This is a genomic window from Grimontia celer (assembly GCF_900055185.1).
Classification (GTDB): Bacteria; Pseudomonadota; Gammaproteobacteria; order Enterobacterales; family Vibrionaceae; genus Enterovibrio; species Enterovibrio celer.
In genome coordinates, this window is sequence record NZ_FIZX01000002.1 from 1,329,836 (window position 1) to 1,351,153 (window position 21,318).

Consider the following 21,318-nt stretch of genomic DNA (forward strand, 5'->3'; position numbering starts at 1 on the left):
AGAAAACATCAACAGACAAGCAAAAAGAACAAAGCATTGATTATAACGCTGTGATAATTTTGAAAAATATGGTGAAAGATTGGCCATGGCTTTCCCCCAGAAAACACATCGCGATTACCGCGAGACTTCCAATTTATTCTGCCATGTGTCGTCATTGATTTACGTTTCATTTATAAGACAATAGTTGCATTAGTAGAATTATCATGAGAAATGAAATTGCCTCCAAATCATCACACTGAGCTTTAGTTATTCATACAGTGAATACCACCACTTAATACTCGACAACTCAGAACTATATTCTAGAAAACTTTTCTATTTGGCATTCCATTGATGCGAATATCTCTCATGAAAATTAGAAATTAATCTTTATTATCATAAAGTTAAACCCCAATAAATGTATGAAAACGCTTTCATCTTTGGTCAGAATTTTTGTCTTAGTTTATTAGGTTTTTATAAACAATCTTTCCTTCAAACTTCAAATGCAGAATAGCGTTGGATTTCACGAATTTATAGAAACTGCTTTCATACCAATGAATTGCATTAAAATGAATACACAAAGCCTAATAAAGCAGACCTTTCTTTGCTGAATGTTTGAACTCTCAGATGCCATCCTAAAATTGCCGATACCGGACGTTCTAAATAAATGCATATACCCCAACATCACTAGTGGCCCTTAAAGTCTCTACTTTGTAAGACTGGCAATTTTAGAGCATTAACTCTAATATGTTCGCAACTTCCTCATGTGGAAACCAATATGCTTGCCAGAAAATCTTTCCTTATCCGGTTGATATTTGCATTGACGCTTTTGCCGGGTATGGCCACTGCGGAGCCCATGACCTTTGAACAGGCATGGCATTCTGTCCTGACCCGAAATGATGCGATAGCCGCAGAACGAGCTAATGTTCAGCGCGCCGAGCACATGCGAAACGCAGCTTCAGCACACCATCTTCCTTCGGTTTCACTCAGCGGTAACTACACCCGCTTGGATCAGAATGTCGAACTCAAACCCTCCCAGTTAGCTCATCATATGAATGGTGGCGATGCGCTGGGTCAAATCGCTGGCTCTGTCCCCCAATTGGGTCCATTGATGGGGAACCTCGACAACCTGCTGACCACCACTTTGGCCGACCGCGATATTTACACCAGCTCTATCCGAGCTATCTGGCCGATCTTTACCGGCGGACGCATTCTTGCTGCGGAAGACATTGCCAACGCACAGCGCGAAGAAGCCAAGTTCCTGATGCAAATGGCCCAGCAGGCCAAGTTTGAAGATTTGGCGAAAGTCTACTTTGCAACCGTACTGGCCGAACAAGTTCTGCAGACGCGAATTGAAATGGAACAAGGTCTGGCTAAGCACCTCGACCATGCGAAAAAGATGGAGGAACAAGGCCAAATTGCACGTGTGGAACGCCTACAAGCAGAAGTCTCTTTCGACAAAGCCAGGACTGAACGTCGCAAAGCCGAACGCGACCTGGAAATCGCCCAAGCTGCGCTGCAAACACTGGTGAAAAGCGATGCACCCGTGACGCCATCCAGCGCCCTCTTTACTCAGAAACATCCCCCTGCGATGGCGCCATTCATGGAAAAAACGCTGGCGGATTATCCAGGTCTAAAGGTGTTAGACGCCAAAGGTGAGCAAGCTGATGGCTTGGTTAACCTAGAGAAAGGTAAATACTACCCGCAGGTTTATCTTTACGGTAACTACAACCTCTATGAAGGTGATTCTCTGACCGCTGAGTTGGCACCTGATTGGGCAGTTGGCGTAGGCGTGAGTATTCCCCTTATCGACAATGGTGGCCGTTCAGACAAAGTCAAAGCTGCCCACAGCACCGCACTTCAGGTTCAGTACCTTCGCGCCCAAGCGGAACAAGACCTTTCACTGCTGGTTGAGAAAACCTGGCGAGAAGCAGGACAGGCACTGGAAGAGTATCAAGGCTTGGCTTCAAGTATTTCCCTCGCACAGGAAAACCTGCGACTGCGTGAAAAAGCCTTTGCACAGGGGCTTTCCACTTCACTCGATGTCGTCGATGCAGAACTCTATCTCGCCAGCATCAAAACCCAGCAGCTTGCAGCGTCATACCAATACGTGCTGTCACTTTCCCGTCTGCTCGCCATCAGTGGCGAAATGCACCGTTTCCCGGAATTTCAGTCGGCATCACTCCAATCAATCCAACCATTACAGGGATAAATCACAATGAGCAAATTGAAGTCTATCGCGCTGGCATTGCCTGCTGCTGCCGTTATTGGTTGGATTGGTTACAGCTTCTACCAAGCGTATCAGCCCGTGCCTGAACGTTTTCAGGGTCAGATTGAAGCCCAGCAATACAGTATTTCCTCGAAAGTCGCCGGCCGTATTGATGATGTGTTGGTGCGCAAAGGCGAAACCGTGAATAAGGGCGATTTGATTTTCACCCTTTACAGCCCAGAGCTTGATGCAAAGCTGGAGCAAGCGAAAGCAGGACAACAAGCAGCAGACGCCATGGCAGAACAAGCTGAAAGCGGCGCACGTGAGCAGGAAATCAGTGCAGCACGCGATCAATGGCAAAAGGCCCGCGCTGCGGCGCAATTGGGGGAGAAAACCTTTAAGCGTGTTGATGCGCTCTACAAAGAAGGTGTTGCCGCTGAACAAAAACGCGACGAAGCCTACACCCAGTGGCAAGCGGCGAAATACACAGAAAACGCTGCGCTCCAAATGTATGAACTGGCGAAAGCAGGTGCGCGCTCAGAAACCAAACGGGCAGCGCAGGAAAAAGCTCGCATGGCTGCTGGTGCGGTTGCAGAAGTGGAAGCCTATGCCAAAGACACCAAGATCCATAGCTGGTACCAAGGTGAAGTCAGCCAAATCCTCCTTCACCCCGGAGAGCTGGCACCGCAAGGTTTCCCTGTTGTCACTGTTATCGATATGAAAGATGCCTGGGCAGTTTTCAATATTCGCGAAGACAAACTGCGTCAGTTTGCCAAAGGCACTCTATTTGATGCGAACATTCCCTCTCTGGGAGAGCAGGCCTATGAGTTTGAAGTGACACACATTGCCCCATTGGGGGATTTCGCCACTTGGCGCGCCACCAACAGCCAGAACGGCTATGACATGCGCACCTTTGAAGTGGAGGCCCGCCCGGTAACAACGATTGAGGGTTTGCGCGCTGGCATGAGTATTCTGGTCTCTGAACAAACTCAGGGTTGATCACGATGAAAAAGCCTTCGTTTGCCTCAAGGCTGATGGATGAGTGGCGACTCACGTCGTCAGACAGGTGGCTAACCGCCTTGTTGAGCTGGTTACCCCTCGCGCTATTTCTGTTGGTATGGGCAATTTTCTCTTCTGGCACAGGTCGCGATTTGGCGATCGGCGTCGTTGATCTTAACCATAGTGCCATGTCGCGGAGCCTCGCCCGCTACTACGACGCCAGTCCTACTTTAGAAACTCGAAGTTTCAACAGTGTTCAAGAGGCTACCGCTTCACTGAACAGTGCGGAGACTTACGCTACCGTCATCATTCCTTCAGACTTTGAAAGAATCACCCTGCGCGGTGAGACCCCGGAAGTAACGGTCTTCTACAACAGCCAATACATTCTGATTGGTAAGCTGGTGAACGCAGCGATTACCCAAAGCCAAAGTACCTTTTCGGCCATGGTGGAAACCAAAGGGAAAATGCTGCATGGCACAACGGTTTTCTCACAAGCAGCCGGACAGTCTGTGCCAGTCCGTTTTCAGTTAGTGCCACTATTTAATAACGGCACTAATTACGCGCAGTTTTTGGTCTCAGCGATTATTCCCGCGCTTTGGCAAATCGTGATTGTCGCGAGCGGCATGCTTTCCATGGCACTGACCGACAAACGCATAGGGCTGGAAAATTACTTCAAACAAGGTTTGTTGTCAGCGCTAGTTGCTAAAGTAGTAGGCCTGCTTATTCCGCTTTGGCTGATGGGCGTTGTCTTCGCCACCACTATGCACTTTGGTTTGGGCTGGCCGATGAACGGAAGTTGGGTCTTACTTTTTGCATCACAAGGCTTGATGGTGTCAGCAGGTCTCGCGGTTGGTTCATTACTGTATTTAGGCACACGAGATGCTACCCGTGCAATGAGTCTGGTCGCAGGTTTTACCGCACCAGCCTTTGCCTTTATGGGAGTGAGTTTTCCAGCCAGTGACATGCCATTTCTCGCGCAGTGTTGGCGTGCAATACTCCCAGTGAGTCATTACATCACGGTGCAAATTGGCCAGTTCAACTATGGCGCCACGCTGATACAAATGCAGCCAATGCTTTTCGCTTTAGCGGCTTTTAGCCTGATTTGGCTATTTGTCGCCGCTAAACTCAAACGACTCTGCCGCTCAGCGATGCTAATTCAGGAGGCTGGCGTATGACTTGGACTGCATTGTTTAAGCAAGAACTCAATACACTGTTTACCAATCCGGCTGTCGTTTTTACCGTGTTTGGCGGCATCATTATCTATTCGCTGCTTTACCCACTGCCTTATGAAAATCAACTCCCGCGCGAACTTCGCGTTGCGGTTGTCGATCACGATAACAGTCAGGAAAGCCGCACGTTCGTTAGAATGTTGGACGCAACCCCACAGCTTTCTGTCGCAATGCGATTGGGCACAGAGACGGAATCCAGCGCTCAAATTGCCGATGGTAATATTGAAGGTGTCGTTGTGATTCCACAGCACTTCTACCGCGATCTATTGATGGGCAAAAGCCCAGTAATTTCTGTTGGGGGAGACGCTTCTTTCTTCCTGACCTACAGCACCATCGCAGAAGGCGTCGTCAATGCAGGCAACACACTTGGCGCATCAGTAAAAACGACCCGCGCTATGATGCAAGATACGTCAATGGAAGCAGCCACCAAGCAGGTAACGCCGTTTTCACTGAATCTTGTTCCAGTTTATAACCCGACGACTGGCTACGGGAATTATGTCGTTCCCGGCGTGTTTATCTTGATCTTACAGCAAACTTTGCTGATCGCTTCAGGCATGCTGGCCAGCGCAAACCCACATAACGGGGCGAAAAATCTGATCGCGCGAACCTGCATTCTTACGGCGATTTACAGTGTAATGGCAATGTACTATCTGGGCGCTAGCCTAGAGGTTAACGGGGTTAATCGTTTGGCAGAGCCTGTAAATCTCATCATCATTATGATGCCATTTTTACTGGCGACGATTGGCCTAGGTACGGTGGTTGGGAAATGTCTTTCAAGGTCAGAAATCATTACCTTAACAGTGCTGTTAAGTTCGATGCCTCTGCTGTTTACATCAGGATTTGTCTGGCCAAGCAGTGAGCTGCCAGTGTGGTTAAATACTTTGGCGCAATTTGCACCCTCCACACCTGCCATTCAGGCGACTATTCAGCTCAATCAAATGGGCGCGACACTTCATAGCCAGCTAGGCCACCTTTCCCAGCTATGGCTACTAACTTTGGTTTTTGGCGCTATCGCCATGTTGGCAAAACCCAAGAACACACCAAACTAACCCAATTAAAAAAGAACCCCGCTAAAAGCGGGGTTCTTTTTCAAATAGCACTTAGCACCTAAATTAGCGACTCAATCGCTTCAACAACTGCGTCAACTTTAGCGCCATTCGCCGCTTCAGAATGGGGAGCGGCAAAGCGATGCGAATCATTGTCGTAATACTTGCCAGATGCATTGGTGAATTCGTCGCTCAGCGCTGCGCGCGAGAGAATATCAGCGCCAATACCAATATCACCGCCTGCCACACCAAAACCTTCCGTCACCATTTTACTGCCGAGCATTGAACCCGGGTTAACGGCCACCAGCATCGGACCATCAATACCCAGATCGCGCGCCAGCTTTTGCGTCCACATGGTGATAGCAAGCTTGCTCTGCGCATAAGCTGAGAACTCATCACCCACTTTCACTTCACCTTTCATTGCGGCGATGTTGACGGGTGCTTGAGCGGCAGAAGACAGGTTAACAACTCGCCCTTGTCCACCAAGCAATGGCAACAAGCGCTTAGTCAGCAGGTAAGGCGCGACTGTGTTTACAACAAATCGCACGTCGAAACCATCTGCTGTGATCGGCGAAGAAGTGCGGAAGATACCCGCGTTGTTAATAAGCACATCCAACGATGTATGGTTTGCAACCACTTCATCTGCAAACTTTTCTACATCCTTCAGGTTCGACAAATCTGCCAGATAAGTTTCCACATTACCGACACCTGCAATCCCCTGAACTTGGGCTTTCGCATTTTCCAGCTTGGCGGCGCTACGCCCATGCAGCAAGACATTGTGACCTTGAGAAGCCAGTAATTTGGAGGTTTCCAGCCCGATACCGTCTGTTGCACCCGTAATTAGAATCGTTTTTGTCATTATTTACCCTGTTCCTTGTTTTATCGCTCTACCCTTCACTATGGCAGCAGTAGTTTCCAACCATCTGAGCTTAATAGCATTACCATGACACGGGATATCATTTTGTCTCTGTTTTAGCGATTGCTACTACATTGGTTATGCTGTAATCATATTCAATATGCTTTTATTAGTAATCACAGAATATAAAGAATCACTTTTTAATTTTTATTGATAATGATGAATATTGATCACCTAAAACTTTTCGTCCGACTCGCCTCGACAAACAACATCAGTGCCGCTGGCGCCGAGCTTGGCCTCTCGCCAGCCGTCTCAAGTGCCCACATTAATAAGCTAGAAGAGTCCATGGGCGTGCGACTGGTGCACAGAACCACACGAAAAGTTTCGCTGACTGAAGAAGGCATTGCCTTCTTGCCTCATGCTGAAGATGTGTTGGCCAGCGTTGAGGCGGCATGTGCATCGGTGGGTGCAGGCACGACCTCTCCGCGGGGAACACTTCGAATAACCGCCCCTGCTTCTTTTGGACGAATGCACCTTATTCCTGGGCTAAAAGGCTTTTTGGAGGAATACCCTGATCTATCGCTAGACCTGCGCTTGTCTGATTCCATTGTCGATCTGGTTGAAGGCGGCTTTGATATCGCTATTCGAAATGCCGAGCTCAAGGATTCCAGCCTCATCGCACGCAAGCTCGCACCAGACAACCGAATGCTCTGTGCTTCACCTTCCTATATCGCCAAAAACGGCAAACCAGAGACACTGGATGAACTCAGCAGCCACACCTTCGTCCAGCTGCCTTCTTTGGAGCAATTGGCTTTCCGCACCCCAAAAGGGATTGAAAGCATCAAAGTGAAAAGTTTGTTGAGAACCGACAACGGTGAAGCCGTTAGGGACGCCTGTATTGATGGGATCGGTATTTCTGTTTGTTCTAACTGGGCAGTGCACGAGCAATTGGAACGTGGGGAACTCGTGAGAATTCTGGAGAACTACCAGCTGGAATCAGACACTGCAATTTGGGCTGTATACCCAAGCTCGAGGCAACTCGCACCCAAGGTTCGCGCATTTATTGATCACTTTGCACAACGATTTGAAAAGATGCGTTGTTGGGGAGAAAGTGGCTGACAAAATTTGATAGCCAATTTTCAATGAAGTGTTGAAACTCAATATACATTCAAGCCAATTATCAATGTTTTCACTAATGGTTAGTCTTATGTTTGTTGCCGCCAAAACCAATATTTACACGCGGCAAAGTCAGCCAATTTCAAAATGGAGTAAAACAAAATGACTTACTACTCAGTACTAGAAGTGACACCCACAACTCAAGATTGGGTGGCAGATTATATCGGCCCAGCCAACCGACTTGTTGCTCAATACGGTGGCAAGTATCTGGCTCGAACCGACAGCCACGAACGTTTAGAGGGGCAAGGTGAAGGTGCTGCGCTGCGAATCGTGATTGAGTGGCCATCGCGAGAGGCTGCGATTAACTTTATGAACGATCCAGAATATGTTCCTCATCTAAAAGCACGTACTGAAGGTTCAATCAGTCATCATTTCCTCATAGAAGGAAAAGATGACTTAGCTTAAAGTCTCTGCCAATCAACCGCCCACCTTGCGGCGGTTTATCGTTTTTCTCATATTGAGAAATCAGTATCCCGTCCCTTTTCTTATGACTATCAATCTGAGAAAAATCGCCTTCTCAGGCTGATTCTCACATTGAAAATTCCATATATTTCATAAAGATAAAAATGGCACGCTCCTTGAAATGGTTTCAGCAACATTTCTCAAACCCGGAGCTGACTATGTCTCGCCGTGCAATATCAATCGCGCTCGCGCTGATGTCTCCCGCTGCATTTGCAGCGCCTTTTGACACGTGTCCGAGCAAAGCCTACCTGTTCCAATCAACGCCTGTGCAAGTGTATGGCGTAAACTTAGTTACTGGCTCTACCACGCTTCTACAATCAGACACAGGACTAAACGCCAATATCAACGGCGTAGGTTTCGACTTCGAAGACCGATATATCTATGGGTACGACACAACCAACAAGCAAATTGTTCGTTTAGGGCAAGACTTCCAAGCAGAAGTATTAAACGTTTCAGACGTTCCCACTGACCACACGTTCTTTGTTGGTGACGTTTATGATCACACTTACTACCTGTATCGCCAAGGCAAAGGTCTATTCAAAATCGATCTGAGCCCACTGGACAGTGACCCGAATGCCACTTTAGTGATGGAGAAAATCACAAACACCGCATCAGTCAGATTGACCGACTTCGCTTTCCATCCCGGTAACGGCGGGCTTTACGGCATCGACAACCAAACCGGCAACCTCTATTTGTTCGACACCACAGATGGCAGCACCACCTTGGTTGGTAATGCAGGTATAACCGGGACATTCGGCGCAGGCTATTTTGATGTCAACGGTTATTTCTACGTTTCACGTAACAGTGACGGGGACATCTTCCGCATTGATTTGTCTGATTACGGCGCAGATGGGGACATTACCGCAGTGAAGTTCGCAGACGGTCCCAATTCAAATCAAAACGACGGCGCGCGTTGTGCGAATGCTCCCGTTATTGACGAAGACTCTACAATCGATTTTGGTGATGCCCCGGATAGCTATATGACCTTGTTAGCGTCAAACGGTCCACGTCACCAAACGGGCACGGCATATTACCTCGGTTCGGTTGCACCGGACAGCGAAGGCGACGGCCTGATTTCTCCATTAGATGACAACAAAGCAGGTCTCGCCGATGAAGACGGCGTAGGCTTTGTTACCGCTCTGGAAGCAGGTTCGAGCGCAATCGTCTCTGTTCAGGCGTCTACGCAAGGCTATCTGTCAGCATGGATTGACTGGAATGCCGATGGCGACTTCAAAGACAGCGGCGAGAAAATCATCAGTGATAGCCTGCTGGCCGCTGGTGCCAACACACTTTCGATCTCTGTGCCAGTCGATGCGGCTGTCGGTTCAACCTACAGTCGATTCCGTTTCGCTGAGCAGTCAGGTCTTGATTTCTATGGCGGTGCGACAACCGGTGAGGTAGAAGACCACCCTGTCACTGTCATGAAATCCGGCACCACACTCGTCCACTACCCGAGCGAGCAGGGCTACGCCACTATCGCTTACGAGGATAACTGGCCGAAAGAAGGCGATTACGACATGAACGATGTGGTAATCCGCTTCCGGATGACAGAAACACTCGATGAGGACAATCACGCAACACGCATTCTCATTACGGGCTACCTCGCAGCTTATGGTGCGGGCTACCACAATGGTTTTGCCATCCGCCTACCTGGCTTGAATCAATCTGATATCGACAGTGCTGCGACCACGCTCAAACACAATGGTGTGGTGCAAGAAAACAATGGGTTGGAAACAGACTCCACGGAAGCGATTTTCATCATTGATGAAGATTTGAAAACCAAAATACCTTCCGGCGAATGCAACTTCTACCGTACCGCCCAGTACTGTCAGGAAGCCTTGTCATTTGAGTTTGAGATTGATATCTACACCAACGAGGGCGTCAACACCTACGGTTTAGTGGATATGCCTTACGACCCATTTATCTTCTCGACCCCAGGCAGTTATGTACGGGATGGTATCTGGTACAACCCAGGCCGTGGTCTAGAAATCCACCTGCCTGACCAAGCGCCCACTGAGCAGTTCGACACCTTCCTTTACGGTTGGCAAGACGATGATAGTGTGCCGGCAGAAAACCGCTACTACAAAACAAGCTCGCACCTTCCTTGGGTACTGCTTATCACGGACGAGTGGAAATGGCCTCGCGAACATATTGACCTAATCCAGGCATACCCACTGTTCGCAGGTTACACGGAAAGCGAGGGTGTCTCGAATACCACCTGGCATGCAGAAGAAAATGCAGCCGAAAACAAAATCTACGTGCCAGAGGAGTAACTGACATGAAATATCCATTTATCACACTGACTCTGGCTGGATTACTTACTGCATGTGGCGGAGGCGGCGGTGACGCCACTTCCTCTGGCCCAACAGGCACAGATAGCGGAACGGCATCATCATCTGATACTGGCACCACGAGTACAACGCCATTAGGAATGATGACCGATACCTCTGGTGCTGATGTTGCCATCCCACCCACAGTATTGAGTTCAGCAACCAATATGTCTGAAATGGTGGTACCGAGTGGATTTAGCTACAACCCTGTCGACTCACAAAATGTCAGCATCGATATCAGCGGCTACAGTACAAGTCAGGGATATATCTCCATTTATGGTGGATTTACCCAAAACGATGACGGTACTTACAGCGCAGATTACAACAGCCGAATCACCTCGGCCGATGTAGAAAACGGGTTGGCTTCACTAACCTACCCCTTAGCCGATTCCCAATACTACATGCTGGCCGAGGTCTACTTTTACGATGGAACAACGCCGATACAGACAAGGATTAACAACGAGCAATCCAGTTGGGTTTGGTAGCTTTCAATACCATTCAAAACAAACAGGCGGGACTTACCCGCCTGTTTTTATTGCTGCTGTGGTTTCCCGAACCACAAGCTTTGCTTCGAGTTCCAGCGTGTCGTTGATTGGCTCACTGGCAAGTCGCGCCAAAAGATAATCCGCCGCTTTCTCACCCATTTCTCTGGAAGGTACCTGCATGGTGGTAAGCGCAGGGTGAATATGAGACGCCATAGCGACGTCATCAAATCCCACAATCGACAAATCTTTCGGTACTCGAATACCTAGCGTTTGTGCTTCCAGCAAAGCACCCATGGCAATGATATCGTTACCACAAACAATCGCCGTGGGCCTTGGATTCAAGTCCATCAGCTTTCGCAATGCCTGTCGGCTTTCCGCCAGATCGTAACGACATTCAATAATTCGTTCTTTTGAGAGCTTGATGTCTTTAAGCTTCAGCGTATCTAAGCAACCCGCGAGACGGTCTTTGGTTCTGTCATTAAGACGAGTGATACCTGGAATGGCTGCGAAACTTGTGTGTCCAAGATCCACCAAAAACTGAGTAAGGCGAGTTGCAGCCCGGTAGTTATCAAACCCAATACACGGATGAGGTAACTCAGGCTTAAAAGACCAAGTGTAGAGATAGGGTAGTTGCTTCTTGTCGAGAATCTCGAAAAGCTGAGGCTGGTGTTCGGCACCCACCAGCATCAAACCTTCAACGCCACGGGTGATCAAACGTTCGGCCTGAGCCAACTCCTCTTCTGTTGAATAATCCGAGCTGGCAATAAACAGGGTGTAACCCTTTTCCTGCAACCTACGTTGAAAAGCCTGAATACCTTCAGCAAAGATCGCGTTGTCTAATGTGGGAACGATAACACCGATGGTTCGTGAACGTTGTGAGGCCAGCGCTTGAGCAGCACCATGGGGAATGTAGCCAAGTGATTCAATCGCCGATCGAATCAAGGCGCCCCGCTTCTCACTCACAGACGTAGGATTCGCTAAATAGCGGGATACTGTCGCCGTCGACACCCCTGCTGCAATCGCAACATCTTCCGCCGTTGGTGCATCTGACGGTCGTTTTTGTAAGCGCTTACGCGCTGATTGAGTCTCTTTTGTCATAGAAAGTTATATCGTTGACTCACTTTTGGGATTTATAAACCGCAACTTACCTAATTATAGCGTTATACAAAAATTTCACCGCCAAAAACTTGACAGTCATTCAACCCCTCTTCTATCTTCACAATGTAAGCGCTTACATTTAACAATCATTTTACAAGATTGGTAGGTGCTATAACTACAAATGGCGACTGCAAGCCAACAACGACTGACTACTGTGAGGCAATGCGACATGACGTTAAAGAAACGCTACATCACCCCCGCGGTGCTTTTTTCGCTGTACTTCCTCAATGTGATTGCCACAAAGATTCAGATCGCTTCAGGGTCCACATCCATAGTTCGCGTCGGTGATGTTGGGGAGTTCATTTTACTTCTCCTCGCTTCACTGACTTTCGTCGTCGCCACGTTGTCAGCCGAAAAGGAAGCTGACAGCCGTGCGACAGAATTACGATAAAAAGCAGAAAGGAAGTAGATATATGTCTGTTCACCATAAGGATGACTCCCCACAAAGTGCAGAGCGTCGCCGTTTCCTGGAAATTGCAAAAAAAGCAGGTTTTACGGCAGCTGTCGTCGCAGGTGCCTCGGGGGCCTTGTTGACCTCAACCACCGCACACGCTGCGGCTAATGAAGAAAAAGAACGACAGAAGCGAGCTAAATACACCATGACGATTGCTACGGCATACATCATTGGTGCATCCCGCAGCTACCCTATCATGCAGCTGGATTTCAAAGAAAACATCCAGAACATGACCAACGGTGAAGTTTACGTAAAACTGGCACCGGGTGGTCAACTGGGTGCCGGTGGCGCATTAGCGCAAAAAGTACAGGCAGGTACCATTCAGGCCGCGCAACACTCTCTCTCTAACTTTGCACCGTTTGCACCTGCTGTCGACCTCATCAACATCCCTTACTGGTGTGGTGAGAACCAGAAGTTCGTCAATCTGGTAACGTCTGACGCTTGGAAGAACGAAATCCACCCGAAAGTAGAGGCGAAAGGCTTCAAACCGCTTTGGTATGTGGTGATCGACCCTCGCGTTGTGGCAATTCGTAATGGTCTCGAAGGTCCAATCAAAACCCCAGATCAAATGGAAGGCATCAAATTCCGTGTACCGGGTTCGAAAATCCTTCAGCAGTTCTACCGCCTGCTGGGCGCAAACCCAACGCCAGTTGCCTGGGGCGAAACGCCTTCGGCGATCAAACAAGGCGTGGCAGATGCCCTCGACCCTTCGGTAGAAGCGCTGAATGTCTTCGGCTTCAAAGATGTGCTCTCTTGGGTCACTTTCAACCGCTCAGTGCCAGACTCACAAGTCTTCTCTTGTAACTTAGAGTGGTTTAACAGCCTGCCAGGTCACATTCAGGAAGGCATTGAATTCGCCAGTGAAGTGACCTCGTTGCAAAACCTCGCGAAAGTTCCTGCTGCACGTGCCTACGCCATGGCTGAACTGAGCCGCGCTGGGGTGCAATTCTATGCACCAAACGATGATGAAATGAAGCTGTGGGCCGACAAAGCAGGCCATCAGCTACCCGCTTGGGATTCATTCAAAAACGAACTTGCTGGCTCCAAAGCTGCGTTTGACAAACTGCTTGCAGCGGCGAATGAAAACAAAGGTCCATTCGTTCACGACGTTTAACAGCTGAGTAAATCGCCATTTGGGTGGACGTTTCTCCTAGCGCACCCAAATGGCTCCCACTCTCTCTGAAACGGATGTTGGACGGTCACAATGAATTTCTTAAAACAAATCGACGAAAATGGTGAGCGCTGGTTGCTGTTGTTCTTCTACACCACCATCGTCATCACCATCGCCATGGAAGTACTGAGACGCTTTGTCTTCAGCTATTCCTCCATCTGGGGCGAAGAAGTTGCAAGGTATGCCTTTATTTATCTGGCGTGGGTCGGTGCATCCGCAGCCGTAAAAGAGCGCGCGCACATACGTATCGATGTCTTGCTGCACTACCTGCCAAACCGAGGCAAGGCAGCCATTTATTTACTTGGGGATGTCGCCACATTGGTTGTCGCATTATTCGCGCTCTATTGGTCAATCCACCCTATTGAGATATCGCTGAAATTCGGGTCTGTGACCCATGGTCTGGGGATCAGTCAGGCATGGTTTCTCGCCGCTGTTCCACTGGGATTCTCCATGATGATATTCCGACTTATGCAGTCTATGCGCAGGGATATCCGAAGCCTCACACGGAATACTCCTGTGTTTGAAGGCAACAAGCTGTTTGATTAGGAGGTCTCATGCTGAATTATTACTCGCAACAGGTCTCCGTCGATCTTGGCTGGGAATTCTATGGCCCTGTTATTGCCATGCTGGTACTCATCGCACTCGCGGTGCCGGTATGGGTATCGCTGGGCTTGGGCTCAATCGCCCTCTTGTTTATCACCGAAGTACTACCTCTGTCCTTGTTTGGTGAATCTCTGTTCGACGGTATTGATGCATTCGCGCTGATTGCCGTCCCACTTTTTATCCTGACAGGTGACGTTCTGGTGAGAACCGGTCTTTCGAACAAACTGCTTGATGTGGCAGAAGCCAGTGTCGGCGGTGCGAAAGCAGGTTTTGGTAGTGCAACCGTTTTAGGCTGTGGTTTCTTCGCCTGTATCTCTGGCTCTGACGCAGCAGGTGCAGCAGCAGTAGGACGAATGACCATTGACCGCTTGGTGGCGCAGGGTTATCCAAAACCTTACGCATGTGCACTGGTCGCCGCAGGTGCTTGTACCGGGATCCTGATCCCGCCATCAATTGCCTACATCATTATTGGTCTTGTGCTGGGTATTTCCGCATCAACGCTGTTCCTGGCAGCAGCGGTACCGGGTGTCATGGTCATGATGGCCATCATGTTAACCAACGTCGTCATGAACCGTATTTACGGTTATGAAAACGCGGGACAAGGCTTCTCTATCAAGCGCTGGTTTTCAGTCGTGGTCGATGCCCGTTATGCCCTGTTGGTACCTGTCATCATTCTTGGTGGTATTTACTCAGGTGTGTTTACTCCGACAGAAGCTGCCGCGGTGGCTGTGGTTATCACCATTATTATCGGCCTTTTCCAAGGCACGCTGAAAATCAGTGATTTCCCGAAAATGCTGGAAAGCTCTGCCAAAGTAAACGGCGTGATTCTGCCCATTATTGCGCTGAGCCTGCCGTTGGCACAGACACTGGCCGCGCTGGATGTACCACAGGCATTCGTGGAAACCATGACATCGTTTACTGATAGTCGCACGGCACTGATTCTGATCATGATTGGTATTTTGATCATCTCAGGCTGCTTTATGGAAACCACGCCAAACATTCTGATTTTGTCGCCAATCCTGCTGCCACTGGCACGCGAGATCGGCATGGAAGATGTGCAGTTCTGCATCATGATGGTTACCGCACTGGGTGTCGGCTTCATCACACCGCCACTTGGGCTGAACCTCTTTGTTGTATCCGGATTAACGGGGACCTCGGTTCTGAAGATTGCCGCGCGATCGGGGCCCTACGTCATATCCATGTTAACGGTGGTATTGCTCCTAGCATTTATCCCCGAATTGTCGCTCTGGGCGCTCGACTAACCCAATGTATTTAACCCTCCCCTGGCTTGTCGCCGACAAGCCAGACAGGGAAGTTGCGCCCAAAATTTAACGAGGAAATTATCGACATGGCTGTTAAGTATCTGAAAAAAGCAGAAAAAACTGCTGCAACAGGTGAAGACGATGTTCGCGCAATCGTGGCGGACATGCTCAAAGATATCGAGCAGGGCGGTGAAGAAACCTGCATCGCTTACACGCGAAAATTTGATAACTGGCATGGCGACATTGTCGTCTCTCAGGAAGACATCGACGCGGCAGCGGCGAAAGTTCCAGAGCAACTGAAAAAGGATATTCAGTTTGCTTATGAACGCGTTCGCGACTTTGCTCAGGCACAGTTAGATAGCCTGAGCGAATTTGAAACCGAACTGTCCCCAGGTTTGTTCGCGGGTCAGCGCTTGATCCCTATGCAAGCCGCAGGCTGTTATGTGCCGGGTGGCCGCTACTCACACATTGCATCCGCGATTATGTCTGTAACCACTGCAAAAGTGGCAGGCGTTGACCATGTTATTGCGTGTTCACCTCCAGGCCGCGAAGGCGGTATCCACCCTGCGATTCTTTACACCCTAAGCCTGTGTGGCGCTGACACCATTCTGAACTTAGGTGGCGTGCAAGGTATCGCTGCCATGGCATTCGGTCAATTCACTGGTCACCCAGCAGACATTCTTGTTGGCCCGGGTAACCAATTCGTAGCTGAAGCTAAACGCCAGCTCTATGGCCGTGTGGGTATCGACATGTTCGCTGGCCCTTCTGAAGTGATGGTGATTGCAGACGCTGATGCAGACCCAGAACTGGTCGCGGTCGATTTGGTCGGTCAGGCGGAGCATGGCCCTAACACCCCGGCTTGGCTGCTGACAGATTCAGAAGAGTTGGCTGAGAAAGTCATGAAACGACTGCCCGAACTGATTGCTGATCTGCCAGAGCTCAACAGCAAATCAGCGGAAGCTGCTTGGCGCGATTACGGCGAAGTCATTCTTGTCGACACCAAAGAAGAAGCCGTGAAAGTCAGCGATGAGTACGCTTCTGAACACCTAGAAGTACACGCTGAAGATCTGGATTGGTGGCTGCAAAACCTGCGCAACTACGGCTCTCTCTTTCTTGGCGAAGAAACCAATGTGGCCTTCGGTGATAAAACCTCAGGGCCAAACCACATCCTGCCAACCAAAGGCGCTGCCAAGTACACCGGTGGCCTGAGTGCGGGCAAGTTCATCAAGGTAGTGACCTATCAACGCTCCACCAAGGAAGCGAGCAAAGATGTTGCGCAAGTAACTGCGCGTATTTCCCGCCTTGAAGGCATGGAAGCACACGCGAAAACGGGCGATGCACGCCTCGCGAAATACTTCCCTGACGAGCAGTTCAACCTGCAGCCAGAGTAAGTAAAACGAAGAGGGACTGAGATGACGGGCAGCATGATAAATCAACTATTCAACCTTGAAGGTCAAGTCGCATTGGTGACGGGAGCGGGTTCCGGTATCGGACAACGTATGGCTTATGCCCTCGCCAAAGCGGGTGCAAAAGTGGTGCTCTCCGGACGCCACGCAGAAACACTGGCACAAACGGCGGTCGCTATTGCCGGGGAAGGCGGAGACGCCGCTATCGAAACCGTTGACCTTAACAAGCGCGAAACGCTGCCCCGATTCATTGAAAAAGTGTCATCGCACTTTGGCGCGCCAGACATTCTGGTGAATGCCGCTGGCGTCAACCTGCGCCAACCCGCCGATGACATCACGCTGGAAAGTTGGGACATGACGTTGAACCTCAACCTGTCTGTTCCCTTCTTTCTCGCCAAAGCCTGCTTGCCAGGCATGCGGGAAAAAGGCCACGGAAAAATCATCAATATCGGCTCGCTGCAAAGCTATCGCGCCTTTGCCAATTCTATTCCTTATGGCGCATCAAAAGGCGGCGTCGCGCAGCTGACAAGAGCAATGGCAGAAGCCTGGTCGAAGGAAGGCATTACCACCAATGCCATTGCACCTGGGTTCTTCCAAACACCACTCACCGAGAAAGTGTTCAGTGACGATTCACTCTCCAAGCACCACGCGTCAATGACTGCGGTTGGACGCAATGGAGAGCTGAGCGACTTTGATGGACTGACGGTGTTTTTGGCCTCCAAAGCCTCGGATTACATCTCAGGTCAGATGATTTCCCTTGATGGCGGCTATACCGCGAAATAGGCAAGCAGTAAGGACTAATTGAAATGGATATGAAAGCGCTGGTTTACACAGGTCCAAATCAAATGACCTACCGCAACGAGGAAGTACCAACACCGCGGGAAGACGAAGTGTTGGTCGAAATCCGGGCGGTTGGGATTTGCGGGTCTGATTTACACGCTTACCTCGGTCACGACGAGCGACGCCCTGCCCCATTAATTCTCGGGCACGAAGGTGCGGGTATCGTCCACGGTGGCGAATGGGATCAACAAGCCGTCGTCATCAACCCACTGGTCAGCTGTGGCGAATGCGAATACTGCCTGAATGGCTTCGCGAACCAATGCCAATCTCGCCAGATTATTTCAATGCCGCCAAGGGAAGGTGCATTCGCAGAATTTGTCGCTATTCCCAAACGCAACTTAGTGCCAGTACCGGAGGGTATGTCACTCAGCACAGCATCACTGGCTGAGCCGATTGCTACAGGCTGGCACGCCGTCACCAAAGGCGCAGAGCTCAGCAAACGTCCTTTGGTGGAAAACAAAACATTAGTTTATGGCGGTGGTGCAGTGGGTCTGGCAGCTGCGCTGTCACTTGCTGCACAAGGCTGCAAGCAAATCTATCTGGCCGAAACCAATGCCCTACGCCGTGAAACCGTGGAAAAGGCCAATGTCGCCACTGTTTTCGACCCCCTGACCGATCAGGTCGTTGGTGAGAACACCATGGATCTCGTCGTGGATTGCGTGGGCAATAAACATACGCGAATGGGTGCATCAGCGGCGGTAAAACCCGGTGGCGTGATCATTCATGTGGGACTGCAAGACAGCTTCGAAGGGCTGGATGTTCGTAAGTTCACCCTTCAGGAAGTGACCTTCGCAGGCAGTTACACCTACACCATGCAGGACTTTAAAGCGACGCTTGAAGCCATGCATAACGGTGCGCTTGGCGCACTGGACTGGATTCAGGAGCGCCCGCTTAGTGATGGAGCGAACGCTTTTGACGATTTACTTAACGGACGTATCGCCGCTGCCAAAGTGGTGCTGCTCCCCGAAGGGTAAACAAACACCGAAGCAAGGTTGGTGAAGCAGATTGCCCAAGCTGTATGCCAGCCACGCCAAGGATATATGGAAGTAAGTTTTAAACCTTGATTCAAAAGGAGATGAAAATGCAAGCACCGGACTTTCTCGTCCATGACTCGTCTGACACTGTCGGCGTGATTGTGGTCGAGGGCCTCGAAGCAGGCCAAACGCTAACCGGATGGGTGATGGACACAGATGCCACCATCGAAGTACTCGCGCTGGACGCAATCCCTCTCGGCCACAAAGTGGCGCTGAGCGACATTAAAGACGGCGACACCATTCTTAAGTATGACAACGATATCGGTAAAGCTGTCGCAAACATCGCGAAAGGCGGTCACGTACACGTACACAATGTGAAAACCAAGAGGTGGTAACCATGAGCAAATACACATTTATGGGCTACCGCCGCGAAAATGGCCGTGTCGGTGTGCGCAATCACGTCATCATCCTGCCATTGGACGATCTGTCTAACGCAGCATGTGAAGCCGTAGCTAACAACATCAAAGGCACACTTGCACTGCCACACCCGTATGGCCGCCTGCAATTTGGTGAAGATTTGGAACTGCACTTCCGTACCCTGATTGGTACAGGTTGCAACCCGAACGTGGCTGCGGTTGTAGTTATCGGTATCGAGCCGGGCTGGACCAGCCGTGTGGTTGAAGGCATCAAAGCTTCTGGTAAGCCTGTTCAAGGCTTTGCGATTGAGCAAAACGGTGACATCAACACGATTGCTGCCGCTTCCCGCGTAGCGAAAGAATACGTTCATTACGCGAGCGAACTGACCCGCGAAGAATGCGACGTGAGCGAGCTGTGGGTTTCAATGAAGTGTGGCGAATCTGATACCACATCTGGTCTGGCAGCGAACCCAACCGTGGGTAACCTGTGTGACAAGTTCTCAGCGGAAGGCGCGACCCTATGTTTCGGTGAAACGTCAGAGCTGACCGGTGCAGAGCAAATCTGTAAGACCCGTGCAGTGAGCCCGGAAGTTGGCCAGAAGTTCCTGGACACCTGGCAGGCATACATGGACGAAGTTATCGAGCCACACAAAACGTCTGACCTGTCTGACAGCCAACCAACCAAAGGCAACATCGAAGGCGGCCTGACCACTATCGAAGAGAAAGCGTTTGGTAACTACCAGAAGATCGGTAAAACCACGCAGTTCGTTGATGTTCTGACGCCAGCAGAGCGCCCAGAAGCAGGCCCAGGTCTGTACTTCATGGATACCTCTTCTGCGGCGGCAGAGTGTGTGACGCTGCAGGCAGCTGCAGGCTTCGCGGTTCACCTGTTCCCAACAGGGCAAGGCAACGTCATTGGTAACCCTATTGTGCCGGTTATCAAAATCACTGCGAACCCACGTACCGTGCGTACCATGGGTGAGCACATCGATGTAGACGTTTCCGGCATTCTGCGCCGTGAGCTGAATCTCGACACAGCGGGTGATGCGCTGATCGACATGACGCTGCGTACCGCAAACGGCCGTGCAACCGCAGCAGAAGCGCTGGGTCACCGCGAGTTCGTTCTGACCAAACTGTATCGAAGCGCATAAGCATTTCGCTTATTCGGCGCGGCAATCATTTGATACAGCAAGACCGACGCTGGGGAAACCCAGCGTCCTTTTCCTTACCATTCGCAGGAGCCAGTTATGCCTGTGTTTATCGACCCTTCAGAAGCAAAATCCCTGACCGCACAAGCGCTGGAAAACGCGGGCGTGTCGCCGACCAATGCCAAATCTGTCGCCAACGCCCTAATTCAGGCGGAAATCGACGGTCAATCAGGTCACGGACTCGCCCGTCTTGCGGCCTACATTGAGCAGGTTAAGTGCGGAAAAGTGATGGGTGAAGCGACGCCAAAGGTTGATACCCGAAAACCCGCGGTTTGTCATATCAATGCAGAACTCGGCTTTGCCTTTCCTGCTATGGACAAGCTTGTTTCCCTGCTTCCCGCCATGGCAAAAGCCCAAGGAATTGCGTTAGCCACAGTCAACCGTTCCCACCATTTTGGACAAGCAGGATTCCACGCAGAACGTATTGCCAAGCAAGGTTGTATCGCATTGGTATTTTCCAATAGCCCGAGCGCCATTGCGCCTTGGGGCGGAAAGAAAGCCCTCTTTGGCACTAACCCTATCGCTTTTGCCTGCCCCCGTGACGGTGCTCCACCACTGGTCATCGACATGAGCCTGAGCAAAGTGGCCCGCGGCAAGGTATTGGTCGCCAGAAAGAACGGCGAAACCATTCCTGAAGGCTGGGCGATCGATGCCAATGGTGAGCCAACCACAGATCCTGATTCTGCGGTAAAAGGCTCGATGCTCCCTATCGGCGATGTCAAAGGTGCTGCGCTCGCGCTCATGGTCGAGATTCTCTCAGCAAGCCTAACCAGTGCCCTTTATGGCTTTGAGGCGTCAAATTTTTTCGATACTGAGGGTGAGCCACCTGCTATCGGACATTCTGTCATCGCCATCGATACGACTGTTTCTGGAACACAATTTGCTGAACGTCTTGAATTACTCCTCAACACCATGTGTGAGCAGGAGGGTGTTCGCTTGCCCGGACAGCGTCGCATTATCCGCCGTGAACGTGTTCTCAAAGAAGGCTTACACCTTACCGAAGCCACTATGAAAGAGCTGAAGGAATTAGCTGACTTATCTAATAATCAATAACATGG

Annotated in this window: 20 protein-coding genes; 18 read left to right on the plus strand and 2 right to left on the minus strand. The window is 50.2% G+C overall.

Features of this window, described 5'->3' with window-relative positions:
• Nucleotides 1-754 precede the first annotated feature (754 nt).
• From GCE9029_RS16315 to GCE9029_RS16330, 4 genes are read left to right on the plus strand one after another with little or no spacing between them, the layout of a single operon-like run.
• Nucleotides 755-2,188 carry a TolC family protein gene (locus GCE9029_RS16315; RefSeq protein WP_062664789.1) on the plus strand — a complete coding sequence of 478 codons (1,434 nt, stop codon included), beginning with the start codon at nt 755-757 and terminating at the stop codon, nt 2,186-2,188.
• A gap of 6 nt (nt 2,189-2,194) precedes the next feature.
• A complete protein-coding gene (locus GCE9029_RS16320) occupies nt 2,195-3,184 on the plus strand; it encodes an HlyD family secretion protein (protein ID WP_062664790.1) in 990 nt (329 codons plus the stop codon).
• 5 nt (nt 3,185-3,189) lie between these two features.
• Entirely contained in the window at nt 3,190-4,359 is a 1,170-nt protein-coding gene (locus tag GCE9029_RS16325; RefSeq protein ID WP_062664791.1) for an ABC transporter permease, read from the plus strand.
• Complete coding sequence (locus GCE9029_RS16330) at nt 4,356-5,462, plus strand: ABC transporter permease (protein WP_062664792.1); 1,107 nt, start codon at nt 4,356-4,358, stop codon at nt 5,460-5,462. Before GCE9029_RS16325 ends, GCE9029_RS16330 begins: the two co-directional genes overlap by 4 nt.
• 58 nt (nt 5,463-5,520) lie before the next feature.
• Here GCE9029_RS16330 and GCE9029_RS16335 read toward each other — a convergent pair whose 3' ends face one another.
• Nucleotides 5,521-6,318, minus strand: coding sequence for an SDR family NAD(P)-dependent oxidoreductase (locus GCE9029_RS16335; protein WP_062664794.1), 798 nt, complete (start codon nt 6,316-6,318; stop codon nt 5,521-5,523).
• A 216-nt stretch (nt 6,319-6,534) separates the two neighbouring features.
• On the opposite strand from GCE9029_RS16335, the gene GCE9029_RS16340 reads away from it, so the two are divergent.
• The 4 genes from GCE9029_RS16340 (at nt 6,535) to GCE9029_RS16355 (ending at nt 10,768) form a co-directional block, all read left to right on the plus strand.
• Nucleotides 6,535-7,434, plus strand: coding sequence for a LysR family transcriptional regulator (locus tag GCE9029_RS16340; protein ID WP_062665742.1), 900 nt, complete (start codon nt 6,535-6,537; stop codon nt 7,432-7,434).
• 159 nt (nt 7,435-7,593) lie between these two features.
• Entirely contained in the window at nt 7,594-7,896 is a 303-nt protein-coding gene (locus GCE9029_RS16345) for a DUF1330 domain-containing protein (protein WP_062664796.1), read from the plus strand.
• Nucleotides 7,897-8,111: 215 nt separating this feature from the next.
• The gene (locus tag GCE9029_RS16350) at nt 8,112-10,226 is read left to right on the plus strand and encodes an LruC domain-containing protein (protein ID WP_062665744.1); all 2,115 of its coding nucleotides are present in this window, start codon (nt 8,112-8,114) and stop codon (nt 10,224-10,226) included.
• A gap of 5 nt (nt 10,227-10,231) precedes the next feature.
• The gene (locus GCE9029_RS16355; protein WP_062664798.1) at nt 10,232-10,768 is read left to right on the plus strand and encodes a hypothetical protein; all 537 of its coding nucleotides are present in this window, start codon (nt 10,232-10,234) and stop codon (nt 10,766-10,768) included.
• A gap of 33 nt (nt 10,769-10,801) precedes the next feature.
• Here the strand turns inward: GCE9029_RS16355 and GCE9029_RS16360 are convergent, their stop codons facing one another.
• Nucleotides 10,802-11,866, minus strand: coding sequence for a LacI family DNA-binding transcriptional regulator (locus GCE9029_RS16360; RefSeq protein WP_062664800.1), 1,065 nt, complete (start codon nt 11,864-11,866; stop codon nt 10,802-10,804).
• A gap of 181 nt (nt 11,867-12,047) precedes the next feature.
• Here GCE9029_RS16360 and GCE9029_RS16365 point away from each other — a divergent pair, with 181 nt between their 5' ends.
• From GCE9029_RS16365 to GCE9029_RS16410, 10 genes are all read left to right on the plus strand, one after another.
• Complete coding sequence (locus GCE9029_RS16365) at nt 12,048-12,317, plus strand: hypothetical protein (RefSeq protein ID WP_231870124.1); 270 nt, start codon at nt 12,048-12,050, stop codon at nt 12,315-12,317.
• Between the two features lie 22 nt (nt 12,318-12,339).
• Entirely contained in the window at nt 12,340-13,494 is a 1,155-nt protein-coding gene (locus tag GCE9029_RS16370; protein ID WP_062664804.1) for a TRAP transporter substrate-binding protein, read from the plus strand.
• A gap of 90 nt (nt 13,495-13,584) precedes the next feature.
• On the plus strand, nt 13,585-14,097 hold the full coding sequence (locus tag GCE9029_RS16375) for a TRAP transporter small permease (protein ID WP_062664806.1): 513 nt from the start codon (nt 13,585-13,587) through the stop codon (nt 14,095-14,097).
• Nucleotides 14,098-14,105: 8 nt separating this feature from the next.
• Nucleotides 14,106-15,416 (plus strand): TRAP transporter large permease, encoded by a 1,311-nt coding sequence (locus GCE9029_RS16380; protein ID WP_062664808.1) that lies wholly within the window; start codon nt 14,106-14,108, stop codon nt 15,414-15,416.
• A gap of 86 nt (nt 15,417-15,502) precedes the next feature.
• Nucleotides 15,503-16,807 (plus strand): histidinol dehydrogenase, encoded by a 1,305-nt coding sequence (hisD, locus tag GCE9029_RS16385; protein ID WP_062664810.1) that lies wholly within the window; start codon nt 15,503-15,505, stop codon nt 16,805-16,807.
• A 21-nt stretch (nt 16,808-16,828) separates the two neighbouring features.
• Nucleotides 16,829-17,605, plus strand: coding sequence for an SDR family NAD(P)-dependent oxidoreductase (locus GCE9029_RS16390; protein ID WP_046304665.1), 777 nt, complete (start codon nt 16,829-16,831; stop codon nt 17,603-17,605).
• 23 nt (nt 17,606-17,628) lie between these two features.
• Complete coding sequence (locus tag GCE9029_RS16395) at nt 17,629-18,636, plus strand: alcohol dehydrogenase catalytic domain-containing protein (RefSeq protein ID WP_062664812.1); 1,008 nt, start codon at nt 17,629-17,631, stop codon at nt 18,634-18,636.
• Nucleotides 18,637-18,743: 107 nt separating this feature from the next.
• Nucleotides 18,744-19,031, plus strand: a complete 288-nt coding sequence (locus tag GCE9029_RS16400; RefSeq protein WP_062664816.1) for a UxaA family hydrolase — start codon at nt 18,744-18,746, stop codon at nt 19,029-19,031.
• Between the two features lie 2 nt (nt 19,032-19,033).
• Entirely contained in the window at nt 19,034-20,203 is a 1,170-nt protein-coding gene (locus GCE9029_RS16405; protein ID WP_002541226.1) for a UxaA family hydrolase, read from the plus strand.
• A 96-nt stretch (nt 20,204-20,299) separates the two neighbouring features.
• Complete coding sequence (locus GCE9029_RS16410) at nt 20,300-21,313, plus strand: Ldh family oxidoreductase (protein WP_062664818.1); 1,014 nt, start codon at nt 20,300-20,302, stop codon at nt 21,311-21,313.
• Nucleotides 21,314-21,318 lie beyond the last annotated feature (5 nt).